This is a genomic window from Pseudomonas sp. ADAK13, from assembly GCF_012935715.1.
Classification (GTDB): domain Bacteria; phylum Pseudomonadota; class Gammaproteobacteria; order Pseudomonadales; family Pseudomonadaceae; genus Aquipseudomonas.
This window is the reverse complement of sequence record NZ_CP052860.1, coordinates 3,969,730-3,985,342: the sequence shown is the minus strand read 5'-3', so window position 1 is coordinate 3,985,342 and position 15,613 is coordinate 3,969,730. Positions and strand designations below refer to the sequence as shown.

The 15,613-nt window shown below is 61.8% G+C and carries 10 protein-coding genes; 6 read left to right on the top strand and 4 right to left on the bottom strand.

Annotated features, from left to right (window positions below; genetic code table 11):
* Positions 1-111: 111 nt before the first annotated feature.
* The 4 genes from xdhA to guaD all read left to right on the top strand — a co-directional run bounded on the left by xdhA (position 112) and on the right by guaD (position 6,230).
* Positions 112-1,560, top strand: coding sequence for a xanthine dehydrogenase small subunit (xdhA, locus tag HKK54_RS18405; RefSeq protein WP_169387407.1), 1,449 nt, complete (start codon positions 112-114; stop codon positions 1,558-1,560).
* Positions 1,553-3,952 (top strand): xanthine dehydrogenase molybdopterin binding subunit, encoded by a 2,400-nt coding sequence (gene xdhB, locus HKK54_RS18400; RefSeq protein WP_010176402.1) that lies wholly within the window; start codon positions 1,553-1,555, stop codon positions 3,950-3,952. The genes xdhA and xdhB overlap by 8 nt, the downstream gene beginning before the upstream one ends.
* A 123-nt stretch (positions 3,953-4,075) precedes the next feature.
* Complete coding sequence (gene xdhC / locus HKK54_RS18395; protein ID WP_088424560.1) at positions 4,076-4,918, top strand: xanthine dehydrogenase accessory protein XdhC; 843 nt, start codon at positions 4,076-4,078, stop codon at positions 4,916-4,918.
* 7 nt (positions 4,919-4,925) lie between these two features.
* Positions 4,926-6,230: a guanine deaminase gene (guaD, locus tag HKK54_RS18390; protein WP_169387406.1), complete on the top strand. Its 1,305-nt coding sequence runs from the start codon at positions 4,926-4,928 to the stop codon at positions 6,228-6,230.
* Between the two features lie 123 nt (positions 6,231-6,353).
* Here guaD and HKK54_RS18385 read toward each other — a convergent pair whose 3' ends face one another.
* The gene (locus tag HKK54_RS18385) at positions 6,354-7,118 is read right to left on the bottom strand and encodes a GntR family transcriptional regulator (RefSeq protein WP_003219095.1); all 765 of its coding nucleotides are present in this window, start codon (positions 7,116-7,118) and stop codon (positions 6,354-6,356) included.
* Between the two features lie 233 nt (positions 7,119-7,351).
* Here HKK54_RS18385 and HKK54_RS18380 point away from each other — a divergent pair, with 233 nt between their 5' ends.
* Entirely contained in the window at positions 7,352-8,542 is a 1,191-nt protein-coding gene (locus HKK54_RS18380) for a benzoate/H(+) symporter BenE family transporter (protein ID WP_169387405.1), read from the top strand.
* Between the two features lie 55 nt (positions 8,543-8,597).
* Here the strand turns inward: HKK54_RS18380 and HKK54_RS18375 are convergent, their stop codons facing one another.
* Positions 8,598-8,942 carry a YggL family protein gene (locus tag HKK54_RS18375; protein ID WP_003219101.1) on the bottom strand — a complete coding sequence of 115 codons (345 nt, stop codon included), beginning with the start codon at positions 8,940-8,942 and terminating at the stop codon, positions 8,598-8,600.
* 235 nt (positions 8,943-9,177) lie between these two features.
* Here HKK54_RS18375 and dacB point away from each other — a divergent pair, with 235 nt between their 5' ends.
* Complete coding sequence (gene dacB, locus HKK54_RS18370) at positions 9,178-10,638, top strand: D-alanyl-D-alanine carboxypeptidase/D-alanyl-D-alanine endopeptidase (RefSeq protein WP_010176406.1); 1,461 nt, start codon at positions 9,178-9,180, stop codon at positions 10,636-10,638.
* A gap of 53 nt (positions 10,639-10,691) precedes the next feature.
* On the opposite strand, the gene HKK54_RS18365 is transcribed toward dacB, so the two are convergent.
* Both HKK54_RS18365 and rlmKL read right to left on the bottom strand, forming a co-directional pair.
* Positions 10,692-13,091: a sensor domain-containing diguanylate cyclase gene (locus HKK54_RS18365; RefSeq protein ID WP_169387404.1), complete on the bottom strand. Its 2,400-nt coding sequence runs from the start codon at positions 13,089-13,091 to the stop codon at positions 10,692-10,694.
* A 140-nt stretch (positions 13,092-13,231) separates the two neighbouring features.
* Positions 13,232-15,496, bottom strand: coding sequence for a bifunctional 23S rRNA (guanine(2069)-N(7))-methyltransferase RlmK/23S rRNA (guanine(2445)-N(2))-methyltransferase RlmL (rlmKL, locus tag HKK54_RS18360; RefSeq protein WP_169387403.1), 2,265 nt, complete (start codon positions 15,494-15,496; stop codon positions 13,232-13,234).
* Positions 15,497-15,613 lie beyond the last annotated feature (117 nt).

Sequence of the window (15,613 nt, the reverse complement as noted above, 5' to 3'; positions counted from 1 at the left end):
GAGATCGCATTTTCTTGACCTTTCGGTCAGAAAATCGTTGACCGAAAAGTCAGACATGACTAGATTCGGCGCAAAGCGGTTAACAACAATAATGAGTCTGCGAGGCCTTCCGTGATCCAGTTTTTACTAAACCAGGAGCTCCGTAGCGAGCACGCCCTGGACCCGAACCTGACCGTGCTCAACTATTTGCGTGAGCACCTGGGCAAATCCGGCACCAAGGAAGGCTGCGCCAGCGGCGACTGTGGCGCCTGCACCGTGGTGGTCGGCGAGTTGCACACCGACGATCAGGGCGCGGAGCAGATTCGCTATCGCAGCCTCAACTCGTGCCTGACCTTTGTCTCGTCCCTGCACGGCAAACAACTGATCAGCGTCGAAGACCTCAAGCACCAGGGCCAACTCCACAGCGTGCAACAAGCCATGGTGGAGTGCCACGGTTCGCAATGCGGCTTCTGCACCCCGGGCTTTGTGATGTCACTGTTCGCCCTGCAGAAGAACAGTGATGCACCCGACAGCCAGAAAGCCCACGAAGCCCTGGCCGGCAACCTCTGCCGCTGCACCGGCTATCGCCCGATTCTCGCGGCTGCCGAACAGGCCTGCTGCAACAAACCCCAAGACCAGTTCGACAGCCGCCAGGCCGAGACGATCGCCCGCCTGAAAGCCATCGCCCCGACGCAAACCGGTGAACTGAACAGCGGCGACAAACGTTGCCTGGTGCCGTTGACCGTCGCCGACCTGGCCGACCTTTACGACGCGTACCCACAAGCCCGGCTGTTGGCGGGCGGCACTGACCTGGCGCTGGAAGTCACCCAGTTCCACCGCACGCTGCCGGTGATGATCTACGTCGGCAATATCGAAGAAATGAAGCGCATCGAAAGCTTTGACGACCGCCTGGAGATCGGCGCGGCCACGTCGCTGTCCGATTGCTACACGGCCCTCAATAACGAATACCCGGACTTCGGCGAACTGCTCCACCGCTTCGCCTCGCTGCAGATCCGCAACCAGGGCACCCTGGGCGGCAATATCGGCAACGCCTCGCCCATCGGTGACTCGCCGCCGCTGCTGATCGCCCTCGGTGCGCAGATCGTGCTGTGCAAGGGCAACACCCGCCGCACCCTGGCCCTGGAAGACTACTTCATCGACTACCGTGTCACCGCGCGTCAGGACAGCGAATTCATCGAAAAAATCATCGTGCCCAAAGGCGTGCCGCTGTTCCGTGCCTACAAGGTGTCCAAGCGCCTGGACGATGACATTTCCGCAGTCTGCGCCGCCTTTAACCTGAAGATCGATAACGGCGTTATCCGCGACGCCCGGGTTGCGTTCGGTGGCATGGCCGCCACCCCGAAACGTGCGAAGAATTGCGAAGCGGTGCTGAAAGGTGCCACCTGGAATTCCGCCACCGTGGAAAAAGCCTGCGCTGCGCTGGCCGAAGATTTCACCCCGCTGTCGGACTTCCGTGCGAGCAAGGAATACCGCCTGCTCAGCGCACAGAACCTGCTGCGCAAATACTTCATCGAACTGCAAACGCCGCACATCCAGACTCGGGTGACCGCTTATGTCTAACCATCACGCCGTGGAAAAATCCCAGGCCGAACTCGCCGAACTGTTTGCCAAGGACCTGACCAGCGGAGTCGGTCGCAGCGTCAAGCACGACAGCGCCGCCAAGCACGTCTCGGGCGAGGCGCAGTACATCGATGATCGCCTGGAATTCCCCAACCAGTTGCACCTGTATGCACGCATGTCGGACCGCGCCCACGCGAAGATCATCAGCATCGACACCGCGCCCTGCTACGCCTTCGACGGCGTGCGCATCGTCATCACCCACGAAGACGTACCGGGCCTGAAAGACATCGGCCCGCTGATGCCCGGTGACCCGCTGCTGGCCATCGACACTGTGCAGTTTGTCGGCCAGGTGGTGCTGGCGGTTGCCGCCCGCGACCTGGAAACCGCGCGCAAAGCCGCCATGGCCGCCGTGATCGAATACGAAGACCTGGAGCCGGTGCTGGACGTGGTCGAGGCGTTTCGCAAAAAGCATTTCGTGCTGGACAGCCATACGCACCAACGCGGTGATTCCGCCGGCGCGCTGGCGACCGCAAAAAATCGTATCCAGGGCACCCTGCACATCGGTGGCCAGGAACACTTCTACCTGGAAACCCAAATCTCTTCGGTGATGCCGACCGAGGACGGCGGCATGATCGTCTACTGCTCCACGCAAAACCCTACCGAAGTGCAGAAACTGGTGGCCGAAGTCCTCGACGTGTCCATGAACAAAATCGTCGTCGACATGCGCCGCATGGGCGGTGGTTTTGGCGGCAAGGAAACCCAGGCGGCCAGCCCGGCGTGCCTGTGCGCGGTGGTCGCACGCCTCACCGGCCAGCCAACCAAAATGCGCTTGCCACGGGTCGAAGACATGCTGATGACCGGCAAGCGCCACCCGTTCTACATCGAGTACGACGTGGGCTTCGACGACACCGGCCGCCTGCACGGTATCAATCTGGACCTGGCGGGCAACTGTGGCTGCTCGCCGGACCTGTCGAACTCGATTGTCGACCGTGCCATGTTCCACTCCGACAACTCGTATTACCTGGGCGATGCCACGGTCAACGGTCACCGTTGCAAGACCAACACCGCGTCCAATACGGCTTACCGTGGCTTCGGCGGGCCCCAGGGCATGGTCGCCATCGAGGAAGTGATGGACGCCATTGCGCGCCACCTTGCGCTCGATCCGCTGGCCGTGCGCAAGGCCAACTACTACGGCAAGACCGAGCGCAACGTCACCCACTACTACCAGACCGTCGAGCACAACATGCTCGAAGAGATGACCGCCGAACTCGAACACAGCAGCCAGTATGCCGAGCGCCGCGAAGCGATCCGTCGCTACAACGCCAACAGCCCGATCCTGAAAAAAGGCCTGGCGCTGACCCCGGTGAAATTCGGGATTTCGTTCACCGCCAGCTTCCTCAACCAGGCCGGTGCGCTGATCCACATCTACACCGACGGCAGCATCCACCTGAACCACGGCGGCACCGAGATGGGCCAGGGCTTGAACATCAAGGTCGCGCAAGTGGTGGCCGAGATATTCCAGGTGGAAATCGACCGCGTGCAGATCACCGCCACCAACACCGACAAGGTGCCCAACACCTCGCCGACGGCCGCTTCCAGCGGTGCCGACTTGAACGGCAAGGCCGCGCAGAATGCTGCCGAAACCATCAAGCAACGCCTGGTGGAATTTGCCGCGCGCAAGTATGAAGTCAGCGAGGCCGACGTTGAATTCCACAACGGGCATGTGCGGGTTCGCGATCATATCCTGACGTTTGAGGCGCTGATCCAGCAGGCGTATTTCGCCCAGGTGTCGCTGTCGAGCACCGGTTTCTACAAGACTCCGAAAATCTTCTACGACCGTAGCCAGGCACGCGGTCGGCCGTTCTACTACTTCGCCTTCGGCGCGGCCTGTTGTGAGGTGATCGTCGACACGCTGACCGGCGAATACAAAATGCTGCGCACCGACATCCTGCACGATGTGGGTGCCTCGCTGAACCCGGCCATCGACATCGGCCAGGTCGAAGGCGGCTTCATCCAGGGCATGGGCTGGCTGACCATGGAAGAGCTGGTCTGGAATAACAAGGGCAAGCTGATGACCAACGGCCCGGCCAGCTACAAGATCCCGGCCGTGGCCGACATGCCGCTGGACCTGCGGGTGAAGCTGGTGGAAAACCGCAAGAACCCGGAAGACACGGTGTTCCACTCCAAGGCCGTGGGTGAGCCGCCGTTCATGCTCGGCATCGCCTCGTGGTGTGCGATCAAGGATGCCGTGGCGAGCCTGGGTGACTATCGCCATCAGCCGAAGATTGATGCACCGGCGACCCCGGAGCGGGTGTTGTGGGGCTGTGAGCAGATGCGCCAACTGACCGCCGCAAAAGCTGTGGAAACCGAAACCGAGCTGGCTTCGCTCTAGACCGAGGCGCTGCCTTCGCGGGCAAGCCCGGCTCCCACATTTTGATGTGTGAACCCGATCAAATGTGGGAGCTGGCTTGCCTGCGATAGCGGTCGAACTGACAACAGAGATGCTGAGGTAAACATGAACAACTGGATCAGCGCCCTCGCCGACCTGCAGAACCAGGGTGAACCCTGCGTGCTGGTGACCATCATCGAAGAGCTCGGCTCCACGCCACGCAATGCCGGCTCAAAGATGGTCATCAGTGCCGCCCACACGTTCGACACCATCGGTGGCGGGCACCTGGAATACAAGGCCATGCAGATCGCCCGGGACATGCTCGTGCGCGGCCAGCAGAACACCCACCTGGAGCGCTTCAGCCTCGGCGCCAGCCTGGGCCAGTGCTGCGGCGGCGTGACGGTTTTGTTGTTCGAACCGATGGGCCAGGTGCAGGCGCAGATCGCGGTGTTCGGCGCCGGCCACGTGGGCCGCGCGCTGGTGCCGTTGCTGGCCAGCCTGCCGTGCCGGGTGCGCTGGATCGATTCCAGGGAACAGGAATTCCCGGAACACATCCCTCAGGGCGTGCGTAAAATCGTCAGCGAAGAGCCGGTGGATGAAATCGACAACTTGCCTGTGGGCAGTTACTGCATCGTCATGACCCACAACCACGCCCTGGACCTGGAACTGACCGCCGCCCTGCTCAAGCGCAATGACTTCACCTACTTCGGCCTGATCGGTTCGAAGACCAAGCGCGTCAAGTTCGAACATCGCCTGCGGGATCGCGGTTTCGACACCGCGCAACTGCAACGCATGCATTGCCCGATGGGGCTGACTGAGGTCAAAGGCAAATTGCCTGTGGAAATCGCCATCTCCATCGCCGGCGAAATCATCGCCACCTATAACGCCAACTTCGGCCAGCACACTGCAAGCGCCGAACCCATTGCCAAACTGCTGCCGGTTTCGCGCCGCAGCCAAGCGACTAACTGAGACGACCATGCCTTTGACACGAAAAGCCTACCGTGCCGCCATCTTGCACAGCATCGCCGACCCTGCCGAGGTAGGAATCGAAGCCTCCTACGAGTATTTCGAAGACGGCCTGCTGGTGATCGACAACGGCCAGATCAGCGCCCTCGGCCACGCCAGCGAATTACTCCCCAGCCTGCCCGCCGACATCGAGGTCACCCATTATCAGGACGCGCTGATCACCCCCGGCCTGATCGACACCCACATTCACCTGCCGCAAACCGGCATGGTCGGCGCCTATGGCGAGCAGTTGCTGGACTGGCTCAACACCTACACCTTCCCGTGTGAAAGCCAGTTCGCCGACAAGGCCCACGCCGAAGAAGTCGCGGGGATTTTCATCAAGGAACTGCTGCGCAACGGCACCACCACCGCGCTGGTATTCGGCAGCGTGCACCCGCAGTCCGTGAACTCGTTTTTTGAAGCCGCCGAGAAGCTCGACCTGCGGATGATCGCCGGCAAAGTGATGATGGACCGCAACGCGCCGGACTATCTGACCGACACCGCGGAATCCGGCTACGCAGAAAGCAAGGCACTGATCGAGCGCTGGCATGGCAAGGGCCGTTTGCACTACGCGGTGACGCCACGTTTCGCACCGACCAGTACGCCCGAACAACTGACCCTTGCCGGGCAGTTGCTGGGGGAATACCCGGACCTGTATATGCAGACCCACATCAGTGAAAACCTGCAGGAAGTGGAATGGGTGAAGGAACTGTTCCCGGAGCGCAGCGGCTACCTGGACGTGTACGACCATTACAAACTGCTGGGCGAGCGCTCGGTGTTCGCCCACGGCGTGCACCTGTGTGACGACGAATGCGCACGGCTGGCGGAAGCGGGTTCGGCAGTCGCGTTCTGCCCGACGTCGAACTTCTTCCTGGGCAGCGGGTTGTTCAACCTGCCGATGGCCGAGAAGCACAAGCTGAATGTCGGCCTGGGTACGGATGTCGGTGGCGGCACCAGCTTCTCGCTGCTGCAAACCCTGAACGAAGCTTACAAGGTGATGCAGTTGCAAGGCGCGCGGTTGAGCCCGTTCAAGTCGCTGTACCTGGCCACCTTGGGCGGTGCGCGGGCGCTGCGGCTGGAAGACAAGATCGGCACGTTGCAACCGGGCACTGACGCAGACTTTTTGGTGCTGGATTACAACGCCACGCCACTGCTCAGCTATCGCCTGAAGCAGGCCAATAACATCGCCGAGACGCTGTTTGTGTTGATGACGCTGGGGGATGACCGGGCGGTGTTGCAGACGTATGCGGCGGGGCAATTGGTGCACCAACGCTGATTCAGCAAACACCCCAAAACAAATGTGGGAGCTGGCTTGCCTGCGATGCAGACACCTCGGTGTATCAGTGATACCGAGGTGATGCTATCGCAGTCAAGCCAGCTCCCACATTTTTGATCGGGTTTACAACTTTACAGACGAGCGCCCCGGCTTCTTGGTCTGCAACAAATGCGAGAACACCGCATGCAGGTCATCCGACGCACTTTCCTCGTCGAGGTTGAGTTTGCTGTCGATGTGATCCATGTGGTGCATCATCAGGTTCACGGCCAGATCCGCATCCCGCGCTTCGATCGCGTCGATCAACTGGGTGTGCTCATCGTAGGAACAGTGCGAGCGGTTGCCGCTTTCGTACTGGGCGATGATCAACGAAGTCTGGGACACCAGGCTGCGCTGGAAGCTGATCAGCGGCGCGTTCTTCGCCGCTTCGGCCAGTTTCAGGTGGAACTCGCCGGAAAGCCGGATACCCGCGCCGCGATCGCCACGGGAAAAGCTGTCGCGCTCGTCGTTGACCATCTGCCGCAACTCGGCCAGTTGCTCGGCCGTGGCATGCTGCACCGCCAACTCAGTGATCGCACGCTCCACCAGGCGCCGGGCGAGGAACACCTGGCGGGCTTCCTCGACACTCGGGCTGGCCACTACCGCGCCGCGATTGGGCCGCAGCAGTACCACGCCTTCATGGGCCAGGCGCGACAGCGCGCGGCGAATGATGGTGCGGCTCACGCCAAAGATTTCGCCCAGCGCTTCTTCACTCAATTTGGTACCGGGCGCCAGGCGTTGTTCGAGGATCGCCTCGAAGATATGCGCGTAGACGATATCGTCCTGGGTTCCACTGCGACCGGCCTTACCGGCTCGCGGTTGTTTCTTGAGGGGCTGCAACTGTTCGTTCATGGGCACTCGGGTCGGGAGAACGGCGGCGAATTGACGTTGACTGTAATACGGCACAGAGGGTCGCTGGCAAGTATCGCGTAAAATCAGCGCACATTGTACACAACCCATTGCGCCAACACACTGTACGGCTGTTTGCGGCGCCGGCTGTATTGCAATGAATCGTTACGTTTGAGTTTAGGCTTGATTCTGCATTCGCTCCTACAAAAAGCCCCAGGCATAAGGAACACCGCCCCATGTCAGACGTCCCCCAAGCGCGATTACGCCCACTGGCCGACACTTCGCCTTCGGCCATCGTCGCCGGTTTCATTGCCATGATGACCGGCTACACCAGCTCCCTGGTGCTGATGTTTCAAGCCGGACAAGCCGCCGGCCTGACCACGGCGCAGATTTCCTCGTGGATCTGGGCGATCTCCATCGGCATGGCGGTGTGCAGCATCGGCCTGTCCTTGCGCTACCGCACGCCGATCACCATTGCCTGGTCGACCCCGGGCGCGGCGCTGTTGATCACCAGCCTGGGCGGCGTGAGTTACGGCGAAGCCATCGGCGCCTACATCACCTGCGCGGTGCTGGTGACGATCTGCGGGCTCACCGGCAGCTTCGAAAAGCTCGTCAAGCGCATCCCGGCTTCCCTGGCGGCGGCCTTGCTGGCGGGGATTCTGTTCAAGATCGGCAGCGAGATTTTCGTCGCCGCGCAGCACCGTACCGGGCTGGTACTGGGGATGTTCTTCACTTACCTGGTCATCAAGCGTCTGTCGCCGCGTTATGCCGTGCTCGCCGCGCTGCTGATCGGCACGGCGTTGTCCGGGCTGATGGGGTTGCTGGACTTCAGCGGTTTCCACCTGGAAGTGGCGACGCCGGTGTGGACCACGCCACACTTCTCTCTGGCGGCGACCATCAGCATCGGCATCCCGCTGTTCGTGGTGGCCATGACCTCGCAAAACATGCCGGGGGTCGCGGTGCTGCGGGCCGATGGCTATAACGTGCCCGCCTCGCCCCTGATCACCACCACCGGCCTGGCCTCGCTGGTGCTTGCGCCGTTTGGCTCCCATGGCATCAACCTCGCGGCCATCAGCGCGGCGATCTGCACCGGGCCCCACGCCCATGAAGACCGTAACAAGCGCTATACCGCTGCGGTCTGGTGCGGGATTTTCTACGGGGTTGCCGGGGTGTTTGGCGCAACGCTGGCCGCGCTGTTCGCCGCCCTGCCCAAGGAACTGGTGCTGTCGATTGCGGCACTGGCGCTGTTTGGCTCGATCATCAATGGCCTGAGCATCGCCATGAATGAGCCGAAGGAGCGTGAAGCCGCGCTGATCACCTTTATGGTCACAGCGTCAGGGCTGACGTTGTTTTCCATCGGTTCGGCGTTCTGGGGGATTGTGGCGGGGGTGTTGACGCTGGTGATTCTGAACTGGCGCAAGGCCTGACTTTTTACGACCCGGAAACGAAAAAGCGACCCGGGCGGGTCGCTTTTTCATGACATCAGACTGCCGGGTTGATCGGCTTTTCTGGATGCCAAGCGTCCAACAGGGCGCTGACTTCAACGCGGGTCAGCTCTGGACGAGCCTTCAGCCACGCTTCAACAGCGGCACGCTGCTCTTCGTTGACCGAACCACGGGTGGCTTTGCAAACCAGACCGAAGTCATCACCGCCGACGTAGTCCAGGCCGTTGCCGTCCATCGCTTCGGTCAGGAATGCTTCGAGGAAAGCGTCAACCGCTTCATCGTCCAAACCTTCTTTGAAGTCCAGGTTCAGTTCGAAACCCAGCTCTTGAAATTCATCAACGCACAGTTTTTTGCGCAGACGCCGGGAACGGTTAGTCGCCATTGGAACAATCCTCTTAAGTAATAACGGGCGGCACTTTAGCAGTTTAAGCCGGCCTTTGCCCGATTCTCTGGGACGGGCGGCAGAGTGCCCGTAAAAAAAACCGCGAATAGCAGCTATCGTTCAGCCACAAGTGCAACTGCCTTGGGGCATAATGCCGACACTTTCATGACCATTGAGGGATTTTTCGTACATACCCCTCGCCTTTTTACCCCTCAGCAGTAGGGTTTTAATTCTTATGATCAAATCTTTGCGTCCATTGTTGCTGGCCGGTTTTCTGCTCCCCCTGGCCTTTTCCGTTACCGCCGCCCCGATCAACACTTCCCTGCCGCCCAAGGTCCAGGAAGCCCTCCAGAAAGCCAAGCTGCAAAACAACGCCTTGTCCCTGGTGATGATTCCCCTCAATGGCCCGGGCACGCCTACCGTGTTCAATGCCGATGTATCGGTCAACCCGGCCTCGACCATGAAGCTGGTCACCACCTACGCGGCCCTGGAAATGCTCGGCCCCAACCATCAGTGGAAAACCGAGTTCTACACCGACGGCACCCTGAGCGGCGGCATCCTCAACGGCAACCTGTACCTCAAGGGCGGCGGCGACCCCAAGCTGAACATGGAAAAACTCTGGCTGCTGATGCGCGACCTGCGGGCCAATGGCGTGCAGCAAGTGACCGGCGACCTGGTACTGGACCGCGGCTTCTTCATCCCGCCGCAACTGCCGGAGTTCAATGACGACGGCAACGACGAGAACAAGCCGTTCCTGGTCAAGCCCGATGCCCTGATGGTCAACCTCAAGGCCCTGCGCTTCGTCACCCGTAATGACTCGGGCAAAGTGCTGGTCTCGGTGGAGCCACCGATTGCGAGCATCCGCATCGACAACCAGGTCAAGGTTTCCAACGCCAAGCAATGCACGGGCGATGTGCGCTACAGCCCGATGACCGCCGCCGATGGCAGCGTCACCGTGACCGTCAGCGGCCAGTTGGCGGATGGCTGCAGCTCGCAGACCTATCTGTCGTTGCTGGACCACGCCACCTACACCGCCGGTGCTGTTCGGGCGATCTGGAAGGAACTGGGCGGCAGCATCCAGGGCCGCGATATCCAGGCGCCGGTACCAAAGAACGCCAAAGTGCTGGCCCGGGCGTTCTCGCCGGACCTGGCAGAGATCATCCGCGACATCAACAAATACAGTAACAACACCATGGCCCAGCAGCTGTTCCTGAGCCTGGGCGCGCAGTTCCGCACCGATGCCGACGGCGACGACGCCAAGGCAGCCCAACGCGTGGTGCGCCAGTGGCTGGCGAAAAAAGGCATCACCGCGCCGCATCTGGTGATGGAGAACGGCTCCGGCCTGTCCCGTGCCGAGCGAGTCAGCGCCCGTGAGATGGCGACCATGCTGCAAGCGGCGTGGAGAAGCCCGTACGCGGCGGAATACATCAGCTCGCTGCCGATTGCCGGCACCGACGGCACCATGCGCAAACGCCTGAAGACCACCGCCATGCGCGGTGAAGCCCACGTCAAGACCGGTACCCTGAACACCGTGCGGGCGATCGCCGGGTTCAGTCGCGACAACAATGGCAATACCTGGGCGGTGGTGGCGATTCTCAACGATCCGAAACCGTGGGGCGCGTCTTCGGTGCTGGACCAGGTGCTGCTGGACCTGTACCGCCAGCCGAAGCTGGCGACGGCTGCGCCGGTCCTCTAGCGCTTTCAATGCCGTTCACTGTGGTGAGGGGGCTTGTCCCCTCACCACAACGTTCAAGCCGGCAACCGTTCTGCCTCCACCCTATCCCTGCCCGCCTGCTTCGCCGCATACACCCCCGAATCCGCCCGCAGCAACAAGCCGTCAACGCCCTCCTCGACGCGCCAACTGGCCACCCCGAAGCTCGCCGTCACCGTCCCCACACCGTCCATCGGCGTGCTGCGCAACGCTTGCCACAACTCCAGGGCAACACTGAAGGCCTGGCTGCCATCGGTATTGGGGCACAACACCACAAACTCCTCGCCCCCCAGCCGGCAAAACACATCCGTGCGTCGCAACCGCTGGCTGATGCGCCGGCACAATTGCTTGAGCACCTCATCGCCCGCCGCGTGGCCGTGCTGGTCGTTGATGCGCTTGAAGTGGTCGATGTCGAGCATGATCACCGACAATGCCCCCGAGGCGCGCTTGACCCGGGTCATCTCGGCCTTCAATCGGTCCTGGAAATAACGCCGGTTGTGAATCCCCGTCAACGAGTCGGTAATCGACAACGCCCGCAGCTCTTCCTCGACCCGCTTGAGGTCGGAAATGTCCGATACATAGCCATGCCATAACGTACCACCGCCGGGCAATTCTTCCGGGGTCGCTTCACCGCGAATCCAGCGCAGCCCGCGCTGGGGCAGCAGCACCCGGTACTCTTCACGCCAATGGCTCAGTTGCAAGGTAGACAGCCGAATGGACTCGCGTACCCGTTCAACGTCCTGAGGATGAATCCGCTCGAACACCTTGCTCGCATCCTGCTGCAACAGCGCCGGCTCGATTTCGTAGATATCGCGAATGCCGTCGCTGGCATAAATGAAACGCGAGACATCGTTCGGCTCCAGAATGAACTGGAAAATGCCGCCGGGCACATGGGCACTGAGTTTCTTCAGCAGCCGATCCCGTGCGGCCAGTGCCTCATAGGCGCGCTTCTGCTCGGTGACATCCAGGCAGATCGCCAGGTGCCCGACCCACAGGCCGTGCTCATCCAGCAACACAGTGGCGAGCATGTTCACCGTCAGTTGGCTGCCCCCCTTGCGCACCAGCGTCCACTCGCGGGCTTCGTGAACGGTATCGGCGCTGTCCACCAGCATCGCCTGGCCGGGCGGAATGCGCTTGCCCAGCGCTGCGCTCAACTGCACAGCGCGGGCTTCCAGCTCGGGCGCCAGGTGCAGGCTTTCGAGGGTCAGGTGGCCCAGTACCTCGTCCGCCTCAAAGCCCAGCATCTGCTCGGCGCCGGCGTTGAAAGTGGTGATCACGCCGCGCAGGTCAGTGGCAATAATCGCCACCTGGGTCGCCGCATTGAGCACGCTGCGCAACTGGCCATGGGTGCCCCGCAGCTCCTGTTCACGTTGACGCAACTGGGCCGTGCGCTGCTCCACCAGTTTCAAGGCGCGCTGGCGCTGACTGACCAACACATAGAGCAACGCACTGAGCAACAGGCTCAGCAGGCTGCCCGTGACCAGGATACTGATCAACGAAGAATGATTGCCCTGCTGGAACACCTGGCTGGGGCGCAGGCTCAAGGCGTAGATGTGGTCACCCAGGGTCAGCCGGCGTGCGGCTACCAGGTCGCTGTCTGCCAGGGCATTGCTGGATTCGTACAGCACTCGTTTTTCTGCGTCGGAAGTGTCGACGATTTGTATCACCAGGTTGTCCCGGTCAGCCTTGGGCAAACCATCGGCCACCAGTTGGCGCATGCTGATCACCGCCATCACGTAACCGTAAGGTTCGCTGACGGGCACTTGTGTCGTCGGTGCCCGGCTGACCGGCGCCACCAGCAGCACGCCCATGGCGTAGGCCGGCTCCACACCCACCAGTTGCATGGGCTGGGACACGGCCATTTTCCCTGACTGTTGCGCACGCTCCACCGCCGAGCGCCGCAATGGCTGGGCCAGCAGGTCAAACCCCAACGGCGAGCCAAGCAGGCTCTGGGTCTGGCTGTACAGCACCGGCACATACTCATCGCGCTGGCTGGCCGGGGTCAGTTCACCGGCCGTGTTCAATTCGCGAATGGAGAAGCTCGCGCGGCGCTCAGCCGTCACCTCTTGCTCAAACGCACTGCGTTGGTCACGCAACACCCGGGGCGCCCAGGCATAGGCGCGGGTACGCAGCAGCAAAGGCTGCGCGAAACCGTCGAACTCTGCGCGGGAGACTGTATTGGAATTGACGAAGAACCGCCGCAGGCTGCCCAGGCGTTGCTCCTGGTCCTCGAAACGTTCCTGGAGGCGGCTGTAACGCTCGTTGACCAGCAACTGGAAGCGCTGGCGCAGCTGCTGCTGATAGAGATCGGAGGCGGTCCAGGCGACGATGACCGTCAGTGCGATTCCCGTCAGAAACACCACTACCGCCACCAGCCACGCCGACACCTGCTCACTGATAAAGCCTAGGATTTTCGGGCGGACGGCGTGCAGCGGCATAGACAAGACTCGAAACGCCAGCGTGCAGGTGCGTCACTTTGGCCAGGCCTTAAGTTATAGCCACAGGACTGGCGTTTGACCAGCGCAAAAAAGCCGCAAGGCCGGAATAATCCAAGCTTGCGGCTTCAGGCAGGCAGCGATCAGCGAGCGCTGATTTTCCACGCCCGATGGATCTTGGCGTTGCGCGCAAAATCCGGGTCGATGGTCTTGTCACTGATCTCCTCGACGGCATATCGCTCGACGAGGTTGTCTTCCAGCTGGAACTTGCGGAAGTTGTTCGAGAAGTACAACACGCCGCCCGGCGCCAGGCGCGCCATGGCCAGGTCCAGCAACTGCACGTGGTCACGTTGCACGTCGAAGATGCCTTCCATGCGCTTGGAGTTGGAGAAGGTCGGCGGGTCGATGAAGATCATGTCGAACTCATCGCGGCTGGCTTCCAGCCAGGCCATGACGTCGCCCTGCTCCAGGCGGTTCTTGTCGGAGAAACCGTTGAGGGAGAAGTTGCGGCGTGCCCAGTCCAGATAGGTTTTCGACAGGTCGACGCTGGTGGTGCTGCGCGCGCCACCCTTGGCGGCGTGCACACTGGCAGTGGCGGTGTAGCAATACAGGTTGAGGAAGCGCTTGCCGGCCGCCTCTTTCTGGATGCGCATGCGCATTGGGCGATGGTCGAGGAACAGGCCGGTGTCCAGGTAATCGGTCAGGTTGACCAACAACTTGACGCCGCCTTCACTGACTTCGGTGAACTTGCCCTGGGCGCTCTGGCGCTCGTACTGCTTGGTGCCGCTCTGGCGTTCGCGACGCTTGACCACCACGCGATTCTTGTCGATGCCCAGCGCCTGGGGAATGGCCGCCAGGGCATCGAACATGCGGGCCGAGGCTTTTTCCGGGTCGATGGACTTCGGCGCCACGTATTCCTGGACGTGAACCCAGTCGTGGTACAGGTCGATGGCCATGGAGTATTCCGGCATGTCGGCATCGTACACACGGTAGCAATCGACGCCTTCGCGCTTGGCCCACTTGCCCAGCAGCTTCAGGTTCTTTTGCAGGCGGTTGGCAAACATCTGCCCGCCTTCGCTCAAGCGCGCCTGCTCGACCACAGGGGCCGGGGCGGGTTTGATCGGGTTACCGTTCTTGTTGTACTGACGCTCTTGCGGCTCGGTCGGCGCCTGATCGTAGGCGGCCTGCTCGCGTTCGGCCTGGCGCTGCTCCGGGGTGCGACGCTCGCCGGTGACGAACTGGTCCGGGGTGACCTTGATCAGCAGCAATTTGCACGGCAAGGCGCCGTTCCAGAACGAATACTGTTTGTGGCTGCGGATGCCCATGCGCTTGCCCAGGTCCGGGGCACCGGTGAACACCGCCGCTTCCCAGCCCAGGCACGCCTGGCGCAGACGCTCGCCGAGGTTCTGGTAGAGGTACAACAGGCTGGCTTCATCACCCAGACGCTCGCCGTACGGCGGGTTGCAGATCACCAGGCCTTTCTGGTTCTGGTCCGGGCGAGGCTCGAAGGTGCCGACTTCGCCCTGGTAAATCTTGATCCAGTGGCTGAGGCCTGCGCGTTCGATGTTGTTACGGGCCGGCTGGATCAGGCGAGGGTCCGCTTCGTAACCACGGATCCACAGCGGTGGCTTGGCCATGCCGATAGCGGCGCGTTCGCTGGCCTCTGTATGCAGTTTCTTCCACAGCGCCGGAACGTGACCAAGCCAGGCGGTGAAGCCCCACAGCTCGCGGTTCAGGTTGGGCGCCATGTCGGCGGCGATCATCGCGCCTTCCACCAGGAAGGTACCGACGCCGCACATCGGGTCGCTCAGCGCGCCGCCTTCGGCAGCAATACGCGGCCAGCCGGAACGAATCAGGATCGCCGCCGCCAGGTTTTCTTTCAACGGCGCAGCGCCCTGCTGCAGGCGATAACCGCGCTGGTGCAGGCTGTGGCCGGACAGGTCGAGGGACAGGATCGCTTCGCCACGGTCCAGGCGCAGATGAATGCGCAGGTCCGGGTTGATCTTGTCGATGGACGGACGTTCGCCGGTCGGGGTGCGCAGCTTGTCGACAATCGCATCCTTGACCTTCAGCGCGCCGAAGTGGGTGTTGTCGATGCCCGAACCATGGCCGCTGAATTCAACGGCCAGGGTGCCGTCGGCAAGCATGTGGTCTTCCCACTCGATGTCCAGCACGCCGTGGTAGAGGTCTTCGGCGTCCTTCATCGGGAAGCGCTTGAGCACCAGCAACACGCGGTTGGCCAGGCGCGACCAGAGGCACAGGCGGTAGGCGGTCTCCATGTCGGCCATGCCGCGCACGGCCGAGGTGTGCTCGCGGGCTTCCTCAAGGCCAAGCCCGACGGCTTCCTCGATCAGCAGGCCTTCGAGGCCCTTGGGGCAAGTGAGGAAGAGTTCAAAACGGTCCGACATGGGGCATTCCAGGCTTTTCAGCAATAAGTGAACGGGCGACGCATCGCGCGTTCGGTTTTCAATCAAGCGCTTTTCTTGAAGAGCGCTCGTGTGGCACGAATGTGCCGTTCCACCCCG